We start from the raw sequence: 17121 nt of genomic DNA, 5'->3' as shown, positions 1-17121 counted from the left end.
AGCCAGCCTGCTACGGCCGGCAGAACGGGGGTGCGAGACTCAGCGCGCGAGCAGCGTCGCGAAGTCGGTCACGTCGGCGTAGGGGTCCTCGACCTCACGCGCCGGCGCGGCCGTCACCAGGGTGGCGAGCTCGGCGCCCGCCGTCTCGATCCGGTCGTTCAGGGCAGTGGCCCGGCTGCCGCCGAAGTCCTCGGTGGCCGCGAAGACAGCGGTCGGGACGACGACCGCCTTGAGGTAGGCGAAGAGCGGCCGCATCGCGTGCTCGAGCACCAGGCTGTGCCGGGCGGTGCCGGCCGTCGCGCCGAGCAGCACGGGGGTCCCGCGCAGCGAGTCAGGCTCGAGGACGTCGAAGAACGTCTTGAAGAGCCCGGAATACGACGCGGAGAAGACCGGCGTCACCGCGATCACGCCGTCGGCGCGACGTACGGCCTCCAGCGCCTCCTCGAGCTCACCGGTGGCGAATCCGGTGACCAGGCGGTCGGCCAGCCCGTGCGCCAGGGCCCGGAGGTCGACGACGTCGACCTCGACCTCCTCACCCTCCATCCGGAGGGCTCGGGTGGTGGCGGCTTCGAGCTGCTCGGCCAGCAGTCGCGTGGACGACGGGTTGCTGAGCCCGGCGGACACGACGGCGATACGGCGGGTCATGGGGTGACCTCCTGTTGCGCAGAGTTGACGAGGGTGGCGTGGGTGGGGGCGTCGGGCACGTGCGCGGGGCGACCTTCGGCGAAGCCCGCACGCAGGTCGGGCAGGATCTCACCGAGCAGGTCCAGCTGCTCCAGCACGGTCTTGAGGGGCAGTCCGGCGTGGTCCATCAAGAAGAGCTGGCGCTGGTAGTCCCCGACGTACTCGCGGAAGCCCAGGGTGCGCTCGAGCACCTGCTGGGGCGATCCCACGGTGAGCGGCGTGGCCGTGGTGAAGTCCTCCAGAGACGGGCCGTGGCCGTAGACCGGGGCGTTGTCGAAGTACGGCCGGAACTCCTTCACCGCGTCCTGGCTGTTCTTGCGCATGAAGGCCTGACCACCCAGCCCGACAATCGCCTGGTCGGCGGGGCCGTGGCCGTGGTGCTCGAAGCGGCGGCGGTAGAGCGCGACCATCTGCCGCGTGTGCGACGCCGGCCAGAAGATGTGGTTGTGGAAGAAGCCGTCGCCGTAGAACGCGGCCTGCTCAGCGATCTCGGGGCTGCGGATCGAGCCGTGCCAGACGAACGGGGGTACGCCGTCGAGCGGGCGCGGCGTCGACGTGAAGCCCTGCAGCGGGGTGCGGTGCTTGCCGGCCCAGGTGACGACGTCCTCGCGCCACAGGCGGTGGAGCAGGGCGTAGTTCTCGACCGCCAGCTCGATGCCGTCGCGGATGTCCTTGCCGAACCACGGGTAGACCGGGCCGGTGTTGCCGCGTCCGAGCGTGAGGTCGACCCGCCCGTCGGCCAAGTGCTGGAGCTGGGCGTACTCCTCAGCGATCCGGACCGGGTCGGTCGTGGTGATCAGCGTGGTCGCGGTGGAGAGGATGATCCGCTCGGTCTGGGCCGCGATGTAGGCCAGCGTGGTCGTCGGGGACGACGCCGCGAACGGCGGGTTGTGGTGCTGTCCGAGAGCGACCACGTCGAGACCGACGTCCTCCGCCTTCTTGGCGATGGCGACGGTCGACTTGATGCGCTCGTGCTCGGTGGGGGTGACGCCCGTCGTGGGGTCCTCCGTGACGTCGCCGACGCTGAAGATGCCGATCTGCATGTCACTCCTTTGGTTGAAATCTGAACTATATGTCCAAACGGCCACCCACCCCTGGTTATTCCGGCCCCTTCGCGCCTCCCCCGTTCGGTCAGGACTCTCTGACCGGTCTCATGAAGCGTCGGGAAGTGCGGACCGCGAGACTCGCGACGGTACCGTGCACCGTCCTTTTCCTACCCCCGGAGGAAAGTCATGATGACGCGCGCCCGCGCGACCCTGGCAGGGGCACTGCTCCTGCTCCTCGCGACCCTGGCCACGGCCCCGACGGGGACCGCTGAGACCCCAGGCCACGGCGGACCGCACCCGGTCCTCGCGCGCAGCGCCGGCCTGGGCGACTTCGAGGAGCGCACGCTCGACGAGATCAACGAGGTGCGGGTGCAGCACGGGCTGGACCCGATCCGCCGTGTCATCCCGTGCCTCGACGAGCTCTCCGAGACCTGGGGCCACCGGATCGCGGCCGAGGGCCTGTGGGAGCACCGCGACATGTCGCGCGTCGTGCGGGCCTGCCGGCTGTCCTGGACCGGGGAGGCCCTGGCCCGTGGCACCTTCACCCCGCGCTCACTCGTCGCGATGTGGATGGCCTCACCACCGCACCGCGCCATCCTGCTCACCCCTCGCGCCCGGCTGGCCGGCATCGACGTACGCCGGGGGCCGGGCGGCCAGCTCGCCGCGGTGCTCAACCTGGGTGACCGCGGCTGATGGTCTAGGTTGGGCGGTCTGCCCAAACCACGCCTGACCTCCCGGGAGTTCGCATGCTCTACGTCGCTGTTGCGACGCGGACCTTCAGGCGCTACTCCACCTACGTCGGCGCCACCGTGGCCGGCATCTTCACCAACTCCGTCTTCGGGGTGATCTACAGCTTCGCCTACCTCGCGCTGTGGGAGCAGCGTCCCGACGCCGGCGGATACGACTCCGTGGACGCGGTCACCTATGTCTGGCTCGGCCAGGCGCTGCTGATGACCGTGGCGGTGTGGGGCGGCGGCACCACCGACGACCTGGCCGAGCGGATCCGCACCGGCGACGTGGCCATCGACCTCTACCGGCCGGTCGGCGTGATGGGGTGGTACCTCGCGGGCGACCTCGGCCGGGCGGCGTACCACCTGCTCACGCGAGGTGTGGGGCCGACGGTCCTGGGCTGGCTGCTCTTCGACATCCGGCTACCCGGGAGCCCGGTCGCGGCGGCCGGGTTCCTAGTCAGCCTGGTGCTGGCCGTCGTGGCGAGCTTCGCGATCCGCTGGCTGGTGGCGTGCTCGGCGTTCTGGCTGCTCGACCAGAGCGGGCTGCGCATGATGGCGGGTGCGCTCGCGCTGTTCTTCAGCGGGATGGCGCTGCCGCTGGTGATCTTTCCCGAGCCGTGGCGCTCGATCGCGCTGGCGCTGCCGTGGGCGTCCTACCTCCAGACACCGGCCGACATCTGGCTCGGCAAGCGCGAGGGTCTCGACCTGCTGGTCGCGCTGGGCCAGCAGGCCGTCTGGATCGTCGTCCTGCTCGGGATCGGCCGGCTCGTGCTCTCGGCGGCGACCCGCAAGGTGGTGGTCCAGGGTGGCTGACCTGACCATCCTCCGGGCGGCGCCCCGGCAGTACCTCTGGATCGCGCTCATGTGGATCCGCGCGGCACGGGCCTACCCAGCGTCGTTCTGGACGATGACGGTGGCGAGCGCGTTGATCACGGCCCTCGACTTCGTCGGCATCGCCATCATGTTCGCCACGATCGACACCCTCGGCGACTTCGGGCTGCGCGAGATCGCGCTGCTGTACGGCGCCAGCGGCGTCGCCCTGGGGCTGGCCGACATGGCGATCGGCAGCGTCGAGCAGATCGGGCAGCACGTGCGCACCGGCTCGCTCGACACGATGATGACCCGCCCGGTGCCGCTGCTGGTGCAGGTGTGCGCCGACAAGTTCGCGCTGCGCCGGCTCGGCCGGATCAGCCAGGCGACGGTGGTGTTCGCCTGGGCGTCGCTGTCCGTCGACTGGACCCCGGCCCGCGCCGCCGTCGCGCTGATGATGGTGGTCGCCGGCTTCGGCATCTTCTTCGCGTTCTTCGTGGCGTTCTCGTGCATCCAGTTCTGGACCGCCGACGCCAGCGAGTTCGCCAACGCCTTCACCTACGGCGGCAACACCATGACGCAGTACCCCCTCACGATCTTCCCGCGGGAGGTGCTGGTGTCGCTGACGTTCCTGCTGCCTGTGGCGTTCGTGAACTGGTACCCGTGCCTGTTCATCCTCGGCCGCGACGACCCGTTCGGGATGCCGTCGTGGTTCGCCTTCCTCTCCCCCGCCGTCGCCGTCGTGCTGGTCGCCCTGGCGGCGCTCGCCTGGCGCACCGGTGTCCGCCACTACACCTCGACGGGAAGCTGATGTCGCTCATCCACGCGCACGACCTGCGCCGCACGTTCGTCGTACGACGCAAGACCGCCGGCCAGCGCGGCCTGCGGCGCCAGCGGGAGGAGGTGCACGCCGTCCACGGCGTCACGTTCTCCGTGGAGCCCGGCGAGATGGTCGGCTACATCGGCCCGAACGGCGCCGGCAAGTCGACGACGATCAAGATGTTGACGGGCATCCTGGTGCCCAGCAGCGGTGAGCTGACGGTTGCCGGGGTGGAGCCGAGCCGGCACCGCACCGAGCTGGCCCGCAAGATCGGCGTCGTGTTCGGTCAGCGCACCACCCTGTGGTGGGACCTGCCGCTGCGCGATTCCTTCGAGCTCCTGCAGAGGATCTACGCCATCCCGCGGTCGCGATACCGGGAGAATCTTGAGACCTTCGTCGAGCTGCTCGACCTCGGCGACCTCCTCGACACCCCCGTGCGACAGCTCTCTCTCGGCCAGCGGATGCGCGGGGACATCACCGCCGCGCTGCTGCACGACCCTCAGGTGCTCTACCTCGACGAGCCCACGATCGGCCTCGATGTCATCAGCAAGGGCCGGCTGCGGGAGTTCCTGCGCACCCTCAACGCCGGGCGCGGCACCACGCTGCTGCTCACCACCCACGACCTCCAGGACATCGAGGCGCTGTGCGACCGGGTGATCGTGATCGACCACGGCACCTTGGTGTACGACGGCACACTGGCCGGCCTGCACGAGCACGGTGGCTCGAGCCGCACCCTCGTGGTCGACCTGGTCGACGAGGCGCCGGCGATCGAGGTGCCGGGCGCGTCGGTGCGCCGGGTCGAGGGTCCGCGTCAGTGGCTGAGCTTCCCCGCGGATGCCAGCGCGGCACCCATCGTCGCGGCCGTGGCGGCGTCGTACTCCGTGGCGGACCTGTCGATCCAGGAGCCCGACATCGAGGACGTCATCAGGCAGCTGTACTCGCGGTCCTGATCTCGGGATGCGCTGTTCTCCGGGCCGCTCCGGATGGTTGATCAACCGTTCGACCACCCGCCCGCTTTGGTCAAACGATCGACCAACGGCGAGGGGCCCGAAATGCAGGGAGCTAGCCGACCACTCCTCGAGCCCCCAGCAGGTTGATCAACCGTTCGACCACCCACCCGCGTCGATCACACGACCGACCAACGGCGAGGAGCCACATGTGGCGGGGGTCAGCCGGCAGCTTCCAGGGCCGCCCAGGAGGTCGATCAACCGTTCGGCCAAGCACCCACTTTGATCAAACGACCGACCAAACGGCGAGAGCTTCATGTGGAGGGAGTCAGCCGGCGGCCGTGCTCACCGTCCTGACCTCGATGCCCACGTCGACCGAACGCGCGAGGATCAGCACCGCCCGGTCGTCGTCGCCCTGGGCGACCCGGCGCACGATCCGACGGGCCGCGCCGGAGAAGCCCAGTCGCACGGCTTCGCGAGCCACCTCCTGGAGCCAGGCGATCCCGGTGTCGATGTCGCTGCCCCGGGACTCGATGACGCCGTCGGTGTAGAACATCAGCGCGTCCCCGGGGGCGAGCTGCCCGACGGTGCCGTGCAACTCAGGGTGCTGCACGATGCCGAGGGCTGTGCCGCGGGCGTTGTCGATCTCCCACGCGCGCTGTCCGTCGGCGGTGTGGGAGTGCCAGTGCAGGGCGGGCGGGTGCCCGGCGCTGGTGATGGCGTAGCTGCCGTCCTCGAGGTCGACCAGCAGGTGCACGGCGGTCGAGAACGACTCATCGGAGTGCTGACGGAGCAGGAAGTCGTTGGCGGCGAGCATCAGCTCACGAGGTGGCAGGGCCCCGATCAGGCCGCCCAGCGCGCCGGCGAACTGCAGCGCCTGAGGACCGGCCGTCAGACCCTTGCCGCACACGTCGACCAGCACCATCTCGAGGTGGCGGTCGTCGCGCAGGTCGACGACCAGGAAGTCCCCGGCGTAGCGGCCACCGTTCGCCGGCTGCACCGCCGACTGCGCCTCCCAGCCCGCCGGCAACGTAGGGACGGTGCCCTGCGAGCGCAGCCGGTCGCGCAGGTCGACGAGGAGAGCCTCGCTGAGCGGCATGGGCAGGCCGGACCGCTGACGGCTCGACTGGTAGAGGATCAGCGCGATCGCCACGGCCAGCGAGGCCAGCGCCGCCGCCCGCGCGCCGGTGACCGCGCCCTCGTGCACCAGAGCCGTGGTGGCTGCGAGGCCGACGTACGCCGACAGGATCACCAGCGGTGCGAAGCGCAGGAGCAGCATGCCGATGAGCAACCACACGAAGTAGGCGGTGAGCGGGAGCAGGTCGTAGGCGCTCCACGACACGACGAACGACAGGGTCACACCGCCCAGCAGGACCAGCAGGGTGAACACCTGGCTCTCGCTGGAGCCGCTGCGCCACCCGTCCACTCGCGCGCGCACGTACGCCGAGAGGCGCTGCGTGAGGCTCGCGAAGGACATCAGCATGGGCGCAGCCTAGGTGGGCCAGCCCGGTAGTTCGGGAAGTTGGGGAAACGCGTTCTGGGCGGGGTCTCCCTCACAGGGGAGCGCGCAGTGAACCGACGACCCGATGCCGTCGGCCGGCGACGTCGATCTGGAGCTCGGCCCGGTCGAGCCAGTCCTGACGCACGGGGCCGTCGTGGCGCAGGTAGGCCAGCCCGACGCCCGCGCCGACGGTCTCGCCCCAGGCGGCGCTGGTCACCTGGCCCACCGGCTCACCGTGGCTCAGCAGCAGCTCGCCACCCCACAGGACGGGCTCGGGGTCGGCGACCACGAACGAGACCAGTCGACGCCGTGCGCCGCCGCCGGCCAGCCTGCCGCGGTGCGCGGCGAGCGCGTCGCGGCCCAGGAAGTCCTTGTCGCGGTCCAGGGCGGTGGCGAAGACCAGCCCCGCCTCGACGGGCGTGAAGTCGGGCGTCAGCTCACGACCGAAGGCGCGGTAGCCCTTCTCCAGGCGAAGCGACTCGATGGCGTGGTAGCCGGCCTCCGCGAGGCCCAGCGGCGCACCGGCTTCGAGGATCGCGGCGTACACCGCCGCTGTGGCGTCCGTAGGAGTCATCAGCTCCCAGCCCAGCTCGCCGACGTAGGTCATCCGGGTGGCGCGCACCCGTGACCCGGCCAGCGTCACCTCACGGCTGGTGGCGAACGGGAACGACTCCTCCGCCAGGTCCGTCTCGACGAGGCCGCCCAGCAGGTCGCGCGAGCGCGGGCCCATCACACCCAGCACCGAGAACGCGTCGGTGTGGTCCTCGACGGTCGCCGACGCCCCGACGCGCGACGCCAGATGTCGGCCGATCCAGTCCAGGTCACGCACCGTGGTCGCCGAGCTGCTCACGAGCAGGAACTCGTCGGCCGACACCCGCGTGACGGTGAGGTCGGCCTCGTAGGCGCCGCGCGTGCTCAGCAGCGGGGTGTAGACGCAGCGGCCCGGCTGCACGTCCACGTCGTTGGCGCAGACCCACTGCAGCCCTTCGAGCGCGCCCGAGCCGCGGACGACGTACTTGGAGAACGACGTCTGGTCGAAGACGGCGACGGCCTGCCGGGTGGCGCGCTGCTCGGCCGACGACCAGGGCTGCCAGACCGGAGTGCCCCACGTGTGCCGAGTCCCCGCGGCCTCGGCGTCCGCCGGCGTCGGGGCGAAGTAGAGCGGTCGCTCCCACCCCATCCGGGTGCCGAACGCCGCCCCGGCGGCCGCGAGCCGGTCGTGCAACGGCGAGGTGCGGATCCCCCGCCCGGTCTCCGGCTCGCGCAGCGGCCACGGGATCGCGTAGTGCAGGCCGAGCGTCTCCGCGACTCGCGACCGCAGCCAGTCGTTGTCGGCGGCGTACGGCGCGAAGCGGCGCACGTCGACCCCGACCAGGTCGCTGGTGGGCTCACCAGCGACGATCCACTCGGCCAGGGCCCGGCCGGCGCCTCCCGCAGAGGCGATGCCGACCGAGTTGAAGCCTGCTCCGACGAAGAACCCGCGCAGGCCGGGCAGCTCCCCGAGCAGGAACTGGTTGTCGGGCGTGAAGCTCTCCGGACCGTTGTAGAACTTCCGGATGCCGGTCTCCGCGAGCGCGGGGATGCGCACGAGGGCCTGGTCCATCAGCGGCGAGAAGTGCTCCCAGTCCTCCTCGAGCAGCTGGAACTCGAAGGGATGCGGGATCGCGTCGGGGGCGACCCACGGCTTGGCGTCGGGCTCGAAGCCGCCGACGACGAGGCCGCCGCCCTCCTCCTTGAAGTAGGTCCACCCGTCCGGGTCCCGCAGGATCGGCAGGTCGGGGTGCACGCCGGGGACCTGCTCGGTGACCACGTAGAAGTGCTCGGCGCTGTGCAGCGGCACCGTGACCGGCACGCCGGCGAGCTCGGCGACCGCCTTGGCCCACTGACCCGCGCAGTTGACGACCACCTCCGCCTCGACGTCCCCACCATCGGTGCGCACGCCGGTGACCCGAGGCCCGCCGGGGCCGTCGTCGGTGAGCAGGCCCGTGACCCGCACACCCTCGTGGATCCGGGCGCCGCCCTGCCGCGCTCCCCGGGCCAGCGACTGGGTCAGGTCGGTGGGGTTGACCCTCCCGTCCCCCGGCAGCCAGATCGCGCCGAGCAGGTCGTCGACCTGCATCGGCGGCCACAGCTCGTGCGCCTCGTCGGCCGTCAGCATCCGGCACTCCAGGTCGTACGCCGCGGCGTTGGCGGCCGTCCGCCGCAGCTGCACCATCCGGTCCTCGGTGCGGGCCACGATCACGCCTCCGACGTTGCGGTAGCCGGTGGCAAGGCCTGTCTCGGCCTCGAGCCGGGCGTAGAGCTCGGCGGAGTACTGCACCAGGCGGGTGCCGCCCTCGGTCGCCCGCAACGGCCCCACCAGGCCGGCCGCGTGCCACGTCGTACCGCCCGAAAGGTGCCCCTGCTCGAGCACGAGCACGTCGGTCCACCCGGCACGGACCAGGTGGTAGGCCGTGGAGCAGCCCACGACTCCCCCACCGATCACGACGACCCGGGCGCGCCCGGGCAGGTGGCTGGTCGATGATTCAGGCATCTGCGGCCTCGGCCAGCAACCGGTCGAAGTGCGGGCCTCGGAAGGTGGCCACCGCCTTCTCATAGCGGTGCCGACCCCACTGCGCGAAGTCGAAGTCGAGGGGACTGGTGGCCGCCTGGATGAAGCCCCACAGGGACCAGCCGTACTCGCTGCGCAACGCGCCGAGCCGGACCCGCGCCCGGTCCCCGGCGGTCGGCCGGTGGAAGTACGCCTCGACGTAGGCGTCGATGCGCTCGGGCGGGAACTCGCACTCCGTGACGGTGTTGCCGAGCTCGAACTCCACGTCGTTGTTGCCGGAGTACTCGTAGTCGATCAGCCAGATCCGGTCGCCGTCGTCGATGAAGTTGCCGGCGAGCAGGTCGTTGTTGCAGGGCACGGTCACCCGAGGCCGCGCCGCCAGAGCGCGGTGTACGGCGTGCCAGGCGTCCGCATGGTCGTCGTACCTGCCGGGCAGGGCGAACCCCTGCTCACGCACCGTCTGCCGGTAGGCGGCCTGCCGGGCGAGCATGTCGAACTCCCCGGTGAACCGCGGGCCGGCGTGCAGCCGGCGACACGCCTCGGCAGCGCGGCCGAGCACAGCGGGATCGCCGAAGGAGTCGTTCTCGAGTGTGCGCCCGAGAAGATGCCCGATCACCAGCACGCCGAGATCGGGGCGGTAGTCGAAGACCTGAGCGCCGACTCCGGCCTCGGCGGCCGCCCGAGAGTTGAGGTGCTCGGCCTCCCGGTCGATGCCGAGGAGCCGGGTGTCACTGCTGCTGTGCCTGACGACGTACGACGCGTCTGGCGTGTCGACGCGGTAGTTGCGGTTGGTCAGCCCGCCCGAGAGCTCCTCCACCCGCACCCGGTCGGAGAGACGAGGCACCTGGTCGAGGAGCGCGTCGAGCTCGGTGTCCGTCAAGCGTCGAAGGCCTCGACGACGGCCTCGTCGATGGTGTGCTTGGGCCCGGTGAACCACGTGTGGGCCGACGCCTTCCACCAGATCGTCAGGAGCAGCAGGGCACCCAACGTGACGATCGGTGCGTAGTTGACGAACTTCCAGCTGAAGTCGTCGCTGAAGGGCACCGCGCCGGGCACGAACGGCATCATCAGGTAGAGCGAGACCACGATGATCTCGGCCACCGCGATGAGGTTCATCCACTTGTACTTCCTGCCGTTGTTCCACGATCCGACCTCGAAGGCATCGCCCTGGCGCCACCGCAGCCAGATCGGGATGGCGAAGGCCAGGTAGAGCCCGATCACCGCGATCGAGGTGACGGCGTAGAAGGCGACCGGCACGATCAGTGGAGCGTCCTCGGTGCCGACGTTGACCTCGATGAGGGCCGGCAGGGTGACGATGGCGGCCGTCACGGCCACGAAGACCACGGCGTTGGCCGGGACCCGCTTGCTGGTGAGCTTCCTGAGCCAGCCGGAGCCCGGGATGCCCCCGTCGCGCGCGAACGCGAACGTCATCCGGGAGGCCGACGTCATGCACGACGTCGCGCAGAAGAACTGCGCCGACGCGGAGATGAAGAGCACCAGCGTCGCCCAGTCCTGGCCCAGCGACGAGTTGAAGATGTAGGCCACGCCACCGCCGCCCACGCCCGCGTTGTCGGGGTTGCCGTCCGCGCCGTCAGGCACTGCGAAGACCACGCACAGCAGGAGGATGTAGCCACCGATCACGGAGTAGAGGATGGAGCGCCAGATCCCCTTGGCCGCGGCCTTGGACGCCGAGGCGGTCTCCTCCGAGAGGTGCGCCGAGGCGTCGAACCCGGTGATCGTGTACTGCGTCAGCAGGAAGCCGAACGGGACGATCGCGAACCAGAAGCCGAAGCTGGTGGTGCTGCCCTCGGAGAACCCGGAGTTGTTGAAGCGCTCGGTGAAGACGTAGCCGAACGACTGGTGCTGGTCGGGGACGAGCACGAGGATCACCACGATGGCGGCGGCGCCGACGACGTGCCACCACACTGAGACGTTGTTCATGATCGCCATCAGGTGGCTGCTGAAGATGTTGAGCAGGGCAGCCAGGGCCAGCACGACGAGGAAGATGACGAACACCCGGGTCAGGGAGTAGTCGTCCGCCCAGCCCTCGGAGAACGTGCTGAGCGTCAGGTCGATGAAGGTCGCACAGCCGTAGGACACGCCGGCCGTGACCGCGACCAGGCCGATCAGGTTGAGCCAGCCGGTGAAGAACCCCGCGGCCGGGCCGCCGAGCTTGGAGGCCCACCAGTAGATGCCGCCGGACGTCGGGTACGCCGACACGAGCTCCGACATCGTGAAGCCGATGATCAGGATGAAGACGCCGAGGATGGGCCACGACCACGAGATCGAGATCGGGCCGCCGTTGTTCCAGCCGGCACCGAAGTTGGTGAAGCAGCCGGCCAGGATCGAGATGATCGAGAACGAGATGGCGAAGTTGGAGAAGCCGGACCACGACCGGTTGAGCTCCTGGCTGTAGCCGAGCTTCGCCAGGTGCTTCTCGTCGTCGGTCAGGTTGGTGTTGTCGGCCATGAGCCCTCCCGGGTCCAGCAAAATGACGATTGGTCGGAGGTTAGACCCGCTGGGATGCGCCGTCCAGAGGCATGGGAAAATCGGTATGAACTCCGACCATTGACACCCGTGACGCCTGCTCAGGAGACTGACGCCGTGACCGCCGCACCGCACGAGCACCTCAGTGAGGCGGTGCTGCGTCCCGTGCGCGGGCACCATGCCTTCGAGGCCTGCGTCGAGCAGCTGGGGCGCGCGATCCGCCTCGGGATCTACCCGCTGGGCAGTGCGCTGCCGCCCGAGCGGGAGCTGGCGGCCCGGCTCACGGTCAGCCGCGCCACGCTGCGCGAGGCGATGGCGGCGCTGCGCCAGGCCGGCCTGGTCGAGACGACCCGCGGCCGCGGAGGCGGCACGGTCGTCACCGCCAGGCCCCGCAGCCCCTACGCCCGCCGCGTCGCCCGGATCACCGCGGCCCAGCGCCGCGACTGGATCGACGCGCTGGAGTTCCGGCGGGTCATCGAGCCGGGTGCGGCGTACCTCGCGGCGTCGGCGGAGCTGGGCGACGTCCAGCTCGACCAGCTCCGGGGGGCCGAGTCCGCCGTCTCGGCGGCCACCCGGCCGGCCGACCACCGGCAGGCCGACTCGGTCTTCCACCTGACCCTGGCGGCCCTCAGCGGGTCGCCCCGCACCATCGAGGCGGTGACCTCCGTCCAGTCCTCCCTGGACGAGATGCTGGGCTCCATCCCCGTCCTGGACGCCAACATCAGCCACTCGCACCGCCAGCACCGCAACCTGCTGACCGCTGTGGAGCACGGGCGCGCCGAGCGCGCCCGACGGGTGATGGAGCAACACTGCGACGACACCGCCGCCCTGCTGCGCGGACTACTGGGCTGAGCTCGGCCGACCCCGGAAGGACACCATGACCGCACCCAACGACCGCTTCCTGACCCAGGACCGGCTCCGTGAGCTGATCGAGGCCGACGCCGTCGACACCGTCGTGCTCGCGTTCACCGACATGCAGGGCCGGCTCCAGGGCAAGCGCCTGCACGGCCGCTACTTCCTCGACGTCGCGCTCGAGCACGGCACCGAGGGGTGCAACTACCTGCTGGCCGTCGACGTCGACATGAACACCGTCGAGGGGTACGAGATCTCGTCCTGGGAGCGCGGGTACGGCGACATGGAGTTCGTGCCCGACTGGGACACCCTGCGTCTCCTCCCCCACCTGCCGGCGACGGCGATGGTCCAGTGCGACCTGGTGTGGCCCGACCACTCGCCGGTCGTGCAGTCACCGCGCACCGTGCTGCGCGCCCAGCTCGACCGGGTGGCGGAGCGGGACATGGTGGCGCTGGCCGGCACCGAGCTCGAGTTCATCGCCTTCAACACCAGCTACGAGGAGGCGCACCGCGGGCGCTACCGCGACCTCGACCCGGTCAACCAGTACAACGTCGACTACTCGATCCTCGGCACCACCCGGGCGGAGCCGCTGCTACGCAGCATCCGCAACCACATGTACGCCGCCGGGATGGACGTGGAGGGCGCCAAGGGCGAGTGCAACCACGGCCAGCACGAGATCGGCTTCCTCTACGCCGACGCGATGGTCAGCGCCGACAACCACAGCGTCTACAAGACGGCGGCCAAGGAGATAGCGGCCCAGAACGGCCAGTCGATCACCTTCATGGCCAAGTACGACCAACGCGAGGGCAACTCGTGCCACATCCACCTCTCGCTGCGAGGCACCGACGGCAGCCTGGCCTTCTGGGACGACGCCGCGGATGCCCGGAGCGCGCTCTACGACCGGTTCGTCGCCGGGGTGCTCGCCACCATGGCCGACTTCACCCTCCTCTACGCACCCAACATCAACTCCTACAAGCGGTTCGCCGCCGGGTCCTTCGCCCCGACGACGATCGGCTGGGGCCACGACAACCGCACCTGCGCCGTACGCCTGGTCGGTCACGGGGCGAGCGCGCGCATGGAGAACCGGGTTCCCGGGGGCGACGTCAACCCCTACCTCGCCCTCGCCGCGATGCTGGCCGGTGGCCTGCACGGGATCGAGCAGGAGCTGGAGCTGGAGCCGGAGCTGGTTGGCAACGCCTACGCCAGCGCCGACCATGCCCACGTTCCCCAGACCCTGCACGCGGCTCGCGAGGCCTTCGCCGGGTCCGCGGTCGCCCGGTCGGCACTGGGCGACGCCGTCGTGGACCACTACACCAACATGGCCGACGTCGAGCTCGCGGCGTACGGCGCGACCGTGACCGACTGGGAGCTGTTCCGCGGCTTCGAGAGGCTGTGACGTGACCACCCTGATCTCCCCAGCGACGGGCCAGCGCATCGGCGAGGCGCCCTCCGCATCACTCGCCGAGAGCGACGCGGCGATCGAGCGAGCCGCCGAGGCCTTCCCGGCATGGCGCGACGTCACGCCCGGCGAGCGAGCAAGGCTGCTGCGACGCTTCGCCGCCGTCGTCGACGAGCACATCGAGGAGCTCGCCGACCTCGAGGTCCGCAACGCCGGGCACACCCGCGGCAACGCGCGCTGGGAGGCGGGCAACGTCCGCGACTGCCTCAACTACTATTCCGCCGCCCCGGAGCGCCTCTTCGGCCGGCAGATCCCGGTGGCCGGCGGGGTCGACGTGACGTTCCACGAGCCCCTAGGGGTGGTCGGCATCATCGTGCCGTGGAACTTCCCGATGCCCATCGCGGCCTGGGGGTTCGCGCCGGCGCTCGCCGCCGGCAACACGGTGGTCCTCAAGCCTGCCGAGCTCACGCCCCTGACCGCGATCCGCATCGGCGAGCTCGCTCTCGAGGCCGGCCTGCCTGAGGGGGTGCTGACGGTCGTGCCGGGCAAGGGCTCCGTCGTCGGCGAGCGCTTCGTGACCCATCCGCTGGTGCGCAAGATCGCCTTCACCGGCTCGACCGAGGTCGGCAAGAGGATCATGGCGGGCTGCGCCGAGCAGGTGAAGAAGGTGACCCTGGAGCTCGGCGGCAAGAGCGCCAACATCGTCTTCGCCGACGCCGACATCGCCGCCGCGGCCGCCAGCGCGCCGTACGCCGTCTTCGACAACGCCGGCCAGGACTGCTGCGCGCGCTCGCGCATCCTCGTGGAGCGCAGTGCGTACGACGAGTTCCTGGGCCGGCTCGAGCCCGCTGTCACGGCGCTGCGGGTGCTCGACCCTGGCGACGAGGCGAGCGAGATGGGCCCCCTCATCTCGGCCGGGCACCGCGACTCGGTGCGGCGCTACCTCGGCGACGTGGACGTCGCATTCGCCGGGACCGACCCGGGCGGCCCCGGCTTCTGGGTGCCGCCGTCAGTCGTGCTGACCGACGACACGGCCGCCCCGATCTGGCGCGAGGAGGTCTTCGGGCCGGTCGTCGCGGTGATGCCGTTCGACGACGAGGCGCACGCCGTCGAGCTCGCCAACGACAGCGACTTCGGGCTGTCGGGATCGATCTACACCAGCGATCTCGGCCGCGGGCTGCGCGTGGCGCGCGGCGTGGAGGCGGGCAACCTCAGCGTCAACTCCCACTCCTCGGTGCGCTACTGGACCCCCTTCGGCGGCTACAAGCAGTCGGGCCTGGGTCGCGAGCTCGGCCCCGACGCCCCGCACGCCTTCACCGAGGAGAAGAACGTCTTCATCGCGCACTGAGTCACCCCCGCACGAGCCACCACGAGAGGAACGATCCAGAAAATGACAGGACGCATCGAGGGCAAGGTCGCCGTGATCACCGGCGGCTGCTCCGGCATCGGGCTCGCCACGGTCCGGCGGTTCGCCGAGGAGGGCGCCCGGGTCGTCATCGGCGACATCGACCGGGCCGCCGGCGAGAAGCTCGTCGCCGACCTCGGCGGCAGCTCGGTGGCGACGTACGTGTCGGTGGACGTGACCTCGAAGGAGCAGGTGGACGCCCTCTTCCAGACGGCGAAGGACACCTACGGATCGGTCGACATCGCGTTCAACAACGCCGGCATCTCGCCGCCCGAGGACGACTCGATCCTCGACACCGACCTCGACGCCTGGCGCCGGGTCCAGGAGGTCAACCTCACCAGCGTCTACCTCTGCTGCAAGGCCGCGCTGCCCCACATGCTGGCCCAGAAGTCGGGCTCCATCATCAACACCGCGTCGTTCGTGGCCGTGATGGGAGCGGCCACCTCGCAGATCTCCTACTCCGCCTCCAAGGGCGGCGTGCTGTCGATGTCACGCGAGCTCGGGGTCCAGTTCGCCCGCGAGGGCGTGCGGGTCAACGCGCTGTGCCCCGGCCCGGTCAACACCCCCCTGCTCAAGGAGCTGTTCGCCTCCGACGCCGAGCGCGCCGCCCGCCGGCTCGTGCACGTGCCGATGGGCCGTTTCGCCGAGCCCGAGGAGATGGCGAACGCCGTGCTCTTCCTCGCCTCCGACGAGTCCAGCTTCATCACCGCCAGCACCTTCCTGGTCGACGGTGGCATCTCCGGCGCCTACGTCACCCCGCTCTGAGGCAGCCGTGTCCGCCCCTGTCATCGGACTCACGACCTACCGCGAGCAGGCCGCGTGGGGCGTCTGGGAGCAGCGCGCCGACCTGCTCCCCTCGGGGTACGCCGGCGCGGTCGAGGCCGTCGGCGGCGTGCCGGTGCTGCTGCCGCCGGTGGGCAGCCCGGGGGCCGCGGCGACGGTCGTCGGGCGGCTCGACGCGCTGGTGCTGTCGGGGGGTGCCGACGTCGACCCCGGCCGGTACGGCGCCGACCCGCACCCGCGGACCGCGGGGTGGCGACGAGACCGGGACGCCTGGGAGCTGGCCCTGCTCGACGCCGCGGCCGAGAGCGACCTGCCGGTGCTGGGCATCTGCCGGGGCATGCAGCTGATGGCGGTGCACGCCGGCGGCGTACTCGACCAGCACACGCCGGACCTGGTCGGCCACGATCGGCACGGCCCCGGCGCCGATGCCTACGGCGACACGGCGGTGACCACCGTCGCGGGCACCCGGGTCCACGAGCTGGTCGGCGGCTCGCTCACCGTGCGCTGTCACCACCACCAGTCGATCGCCTCGGCACCCGGCTTCGCCGCCTCGGCGCACGCCTCCGACGGGACGCTCGAGGCGATGGAGCGGCCCGGGCGACGCTTCTGGCTGGCCGTGCAGTGGCATCCCGAGACCGTCGAGGACGTCGGGCTGCTCGCCGGGCTGGCCGCGGCCGCGTCCGGGCCTACCGGGTAGGTTCCGCCCGTGACCACGGATCCCGGAGACCTGGAGAGGATCGTCGCCTTCGCGATGGATCTGGCCCGCGAGGGCCGGACCGAGCTCCTCGCGGAGTACGTCGACGGGGGCTTCCCGGCAAACCACCCCGACCCGGACGGCAACACCGCACTGATGCTCGCGGCCTACCACGGGCACGCCGACACGGTCTCGATGCTCCTGGAGCGCGGGGCCGACGTCGACCGGCTCAACAACCGCGGTCAGTCACCGCTGGCGGGCGCGCTCTTCAAGGGCGAGGACGAGGTCGTGCAGGTGCTCCGCACCGCCGGCGCGGACCTCGACGCCGGCACGCCCTCGGCACGCGACACGGCGCGGATGTTCGGCACCGAGCACCTGCTCGCCGACTGAGTCACCGCACCTTTTTTTGAC

The 17121-nt window shown here is 70.8% G+C and carries 16 protein-coding genes; 10 read left to right on the top strand and 6 right to left on the bottom strand.

Annotation, left to right across the window (positions count from 1 at the left end):
• Positions 1-39: 39 nt before the first annotated feature.
• Positions 40-645 carry an FMN reductase gene (locus ACP7BP_RS10235; protein WP_426244493.1) on the bottom strand — a complete coding sequence of 202 codons (606 nt, stop codon included), beginning with the start codon at positions 643-645 and terminating at the stop codon, positions 40-42.
• Positions 642-1727 (bottom strand): LLM class flavin-dependent oxidoreductase, encoded by a 1086-nt coding sequence (locus tag ACP7BP_RS10230; protein ID WP_426244492.1) that lies wholly within the window; start codon positions 1725-1727, stop codon positions 642-644. Before ACP7BP_RS10230 ends, ACP7BP_RS10235 begins: the two co-directional genes overlap by 4 nt.
• A 192-nt stretch (positions 1728-1919) precedes the next feature.
• On the opposite strand from ACP7BP_RS10230, the gene ACP7BP_RS10225 reads away from it, so the two are divergent.
• Genes ACP7BP_RS10225 through ACP7BP_RS10210 form a run of 4 tightly spaced genes read left to right on the top strand, consistent with a single transcriptional unit; the run spans position 1920 to position 5041 of the window.
• Positions 1920-2423 carry a CAP domain-containing protein gene (locus ACP7BP_RS10225; protein ID WP_426244491.1) on the top strand — a complete coding sequence of 168 codons (504 nt, stop codon included), beginning with the start codon at positions 1920-1922 and terminating at the stop codon, positions 2421-2423.
• Between the two features lie 53 nt (positions 2424-2476).
• Positions 2477-3274, top strand: coding sequence for an ABC transporter permease (locus ACP7BP_RS10220; RefSeq protein ID WP_426244490.1), 798 nt, complete (start codon positions 2477-2479; stop codon positions 3272-3274).
• Positions 3267-4082 carry an ABC transporter permease gene (locus tag ACP7BP_RS10215; RefSeq protein WP_426244489.1) on the top strand — a complete coding sequence of 272 codons (816 nt, stop codon included), beginning with the start codon at positions 3267-3269 and terminating at the stop codon, positions 4080-4082. The genes ACP7BP_RS10220 and ACP7BP_RS10215 overlap by 8 nt, the downstream gene beginning before the upstream one ends.
• Entirely contained in the window at positions 4082-5041 is a 960-nt protein-coding gene (locus tag ACP7BP_RS10210; RefSeq protein WP_426244488.1) for an ABC transporter ATP-binding protein, read from the top strand. The genes ACP7BP_RS10215 and ACP7BP_RS10210 overlap by 1 nt, the downstream gene beginning before the upstream one ends.
• A gap of 325 nt (positions 5042-5366) precedes the next feature.
• Here ACP7BP_RS10210 and ACP7BP_RS10205 read toward each other — a convergent pair whose 3' ends face one another.
• The 4 genes from ACP7BP_RS10205 to ACP7BP_RS10190 all read right to left on the bottom strand — a co-directional run bounded on the left by ACP7BP_RS10205 (position 5367) and on the right by ACP7BP_RS10190 (position 11559).
• Positions 5367-6521 (bottom strand): PP2C family protein-serine/threonine phosphatase, encoded by a 1155-nt coding sequence (locus ACP7BP_RS10205; RefSeq protein ID WP_426244487.1) that lies wholly within the window; start codon positions 6519-6521, stop codon positions 5367-5369.
• Positions 6522-6591: 70 nt separating this feature from the next.
• Positions 6592-9072 carry a GcvT family protein gene (locus tag ACP7BP_RS10200; RefSeq protein WP_426244486.1) on the bottom strand — a complete coding sequence of 827 codons (2481 nt, stop codon included), beginning with the start codon at positions 9070-9072 and terminating at the stop codon, positions 6592-6594.
• Complete coding sequence (locus tag ACP7BP_RS10195; RefSeq protein WP_426244485.1) at positions 9065-9970, bottom strand: phosphotransferase; 906 nt, start codon at positions 9968-9970, stop codon at positions 9065-9067. Before ACP7BP_RS10195 ends, ACP7BP_RS10200 begins: the two co-directional genes overlap by 8 nt.
• Positions 9967-11559 (bottom strand): amino acid permease, encoded by a 1593-nt coding sequence (locus tag ACP7BP_RS10190; RefSeq protein WP_426244484.1) that lies wholly within the window; start codon positions 11557-11559, stop codon positions 9967-9969. Before ACP7BP_RS10190 ends, ACP7BP_RS10195 begins: the two co-directional genes overlap by 4 nt.
• 135 nt (positions 11560-11694) lie before the next feature.
• Between ACP7BP_RS10190 and ACP7BP_RS10185 the strand changes: the two genes are divergently transcribed.
• The 6 genes from ACP7BP_RS10185 to ACP7BP_RS10160 are packed head-to-tail and all read left to right on the top strand — an operon-like array spanning position 11695 to position 17100.
• A complete protein-coding gene (locus tag ACP7BP_RS10185) occupies positions 11695-12429 on the top strand; it encodes a FadR/GntR family transcriptional regulator (protein ID WP_426244483.1) in 735 nt (244 codons plus the stop codon).
• Positions 12430-12454: 25 nt separating this feature from the next.
• Complete coding sequence (locus tag ACP7BP_RS10180) at positions 12455-13825, top strand: glutamine synthetase family protein (protein ID WP_426244482.1); 1371 nt, start codon at positions 12455-12457, stop codon at positions 13823-13825.
• A 1-nt stretch (position 13826) separates the two neighbouring features.
• The gene (locus tag ACP7BP_RS10175) at positions 13827-15176 is read left to right on the top strand and encodes an aldehyde dehydrogenase family protein (protein WP_426244481.1); all 1350 of its coding nucleotides are present in this window, start codon (positions 13827-13829) and stop codon (positions 15174-15176) included.
• A gap of 42 nt (positions 15177-15218) precedes the next feature.
• The gene (locus ACP7BP_RS10170; RefSeq protein WP_426244480.1) at positions 15219-15998 is read left to right on the top strand and encodes a 3-oxoacyl-ACP reductase; all 780 of its coding nucleotides are present in this window, start codon (positions 15219-15221) and stop codon (positions 15996-15998) included.
• Positions 15999-16005: 7 nt separating this feature from the next.
• Positions 16006-16713, top strand: coding sequence for a gamma-glutamyl-gamma-aminobutyrate hydrolase family protein (locus tag ACP7BP_RS10165; protein ID WP_426244479.1), 708 nt, complete (start codon positions 16006-16008; stop codon positions 16711-16713).
• 9 nt (positions 16714-16722) lie between these two features.
• Positions 16723-17100: an ankyrin repeat domain-containing protein gene (locus tag ACP7BP_RS10160; protein ID WP_426244478.1), complete on the top strand. Its 378-nt coding sequence runs from the start codon at positions 16723-16725 to the stop codon at positions 17098-17100.
• Positions 17101-17121: the final 21 nt, after the last annotated feature.

Source organism: Nocardioides sp. LHG3406-4, from assembly GCF_049897745.1.
Classification (GTDB): Bacteria; Actinomycetota; Actinomycetes; order Propionibacteriales; family Nocardioidaceae; genus Nocardioides.
The sequence above is the reverse complement of the archived record's forward strand: the minus strand, read 5'-3'. Positions and strand labels throughout refer to the sequence as shown.